3 protein-coding genes are annotated in these 1,861 nt (G+C 23.5%); all 3 read left to right on the plus strand.

Annotated features, from left to right (window positions below):
• On the plus strand, positions 1-285 hold a 285-nt coding region (locus tag AMN83_RS02905), incomplete at its 5' end, for a PhoH family protein (protein WP_143323638.1).
• Positions 278-739, plus strand: a complete 462-nt coding sequence (gene ybeY, locus AMN83_RS02910) for an rRNA maturation RNase YbeY (protein ID WP_075504193.1) — start codon at positions 278-280, stop codon at positions 737-739. The genes AMN83_RS02905 and ybeY, both read left to right, overlap by 8 nt.
• Position 740: 1 nt before the next feature.
• The coding region (gene lnt / locus AMN83_RS02915) for an apolipoprotein N-acyltransferase (protein WP_075504194.1) at positions 741-1,861 on the plus strand (1,121 nt) is incomplete at its 3' end.

Consider the following 1,861-nt stretch of genomic DNA (forward strand, 5'->3'; position numbering starts at 1 on the left):
GGTAGAACTCTTAAAAATTCTTTTGCAATTTTAGACGAGGCACAAAATGCTACAGATACTCAAATTAAAATGTTTCTCACACGTATTGGAGAAAATTCAAAAATAGTAGTCAATGGTGATCCTTCTCAAATTGATTTACCAAATAAAAGTATGTCAGGATTAGTCCGATCAAAAGAGTTACTTGGACATCTAAAGGAAATATCCATAGTTGATTTTGATCACTCCGATGTAGTAAGACATCCACTAGTCTCTAAAATAGTTAAAGCATACTCAAATAATGATTAATATTAATGTCTTCTCTGAGGAGAAGGCTTGGTCAAAAAGGCTAAAAAATAAGGATATTTTTTTTAAAAAAATATGTAAAGCTTTTCCAAAAAAATATAAATTTTTGAATAAAAAAGTAACCTTTACGTTATTACTCTCAAATAACAAGAATATTAAAAAATTAAATAAGGTTTTTAGAAAAAAAAATAAATCTACAGATATTTTATCTTTTCCATTAGATAAAAAAAAAAAAATTTCAAAAAATACTTATCTTGGAGATATCATAATCAGCTATAATTATTTAGATAAACCAAGATCACAAGATTTAAAATCTTTTAAAGAAAAAGTTACTAAAATATTAATACATGGTTTTCTTCATCTTTTAGGTTTTGATCATAAAAAAAATAAAGATTATTCCAAAATGTTAAAAGAGGAAAACCTATTATTTAAATCTGTAAAATCAAAAATAAATTAAATTGAAAAATAAATTTTATATTGAATTAATCTATTTATTTTTATTAGGAATTCTTACCTCCTTAAGTTTACCTCCATTTAATTATATTGTGATAAATTTTTTAACTTTTAGTTTATTCTATATCTTTTTAATAAAAAAAATTGAGTTTAATAAAAATAACAAAATATTTTTTCTTTATGGTTGGCTATTTGGTTTTGGTTATTTTATAAGTAATTTATATTGGATCTCAATATCATTAACGTTTGATCAAAATTTTAAGTTTTTAATACCTTTTACAATAATTTTAATACCTGGTTTCTTGGCTTTGTTTTACGGTTTAGTCGCTTACTTATTTGTAGTTTTGAAACCAAATAGAAATTTGAGTTCATTTTTTCTTTTTTCTTTAATATTTGGAATAGTAGAATTTCTAAGAGGATCAATACTCACCGGTTTCCCTTGGAATTTAATTGCTTATAGTTTCTCTAATCAAATAGAAATTTTAAATATTACATCAGTCATAGGTACTTACAGCTTTAATCTTTTCTGTATTTCATTATTTACAAGTCCATCAATATTTATTTTAAGAGTAAATAAAAAAGATATTAGTGTTTGTGTTGCGTTTCTTATTACAACAGTGTCACTCTATATACTTGGTTCACAAAATTTAGAAAAATTTAACAATCAAGAAGTAAAAAATCTTGACTATAAAATAAGAATTTTAAGTTCAAATATTAGTATAGATAGATTTTATAATAATATTGATCCAATAAGTGCAATAGAAGAGCTGATTGAAATTAGCTCTCCTAAAAAAAGTGAAAAAACAATTTTTATTTGGCCAGAAGGTATTATTCCAGGTATTTCACAAGACCAACTAAAAGAATACAAATGGTTGTTTGAGAATAAGTTCAACGAAAATCATTTGATAGCAATTGGAATTAATAGCAAAGAAGATGAAATTAAAACTATTAAATATTTTAATTCCTTATCTGTTTTTGATCACAATCTAAATATAATAAATTCATATAAAAAAATTAACCTAGTTCCTTTTGGTGAATTTTTACCTTTTGAAAAATTATTAAAAGGTATTGGCCTGCTCCATAATTTCAAAAGTAATACCTGTAATTTTGATATCCATTTGAAGAG

Source organism: Candidatus Pelagibacter communis (assembly GCF_001180025.1).
GTDB classification, from domain to species: domain Bacteria; phylum Pseudomonadota; class Alphaproteobacteria; order Pelagibacterales; family Pelagibacteraceae; genus Pelagibacter; species Pelagibacter ubique_A.

Excerpts from the sequence above, each read along its gene's own strand:
- ybeY (WP_075504193.1), top strand. The coding sequence starts at position 278 with ATGATTAATATTAATGTCTTCTCTGAGGAGAAGGCTTGGTCAAAAAGG.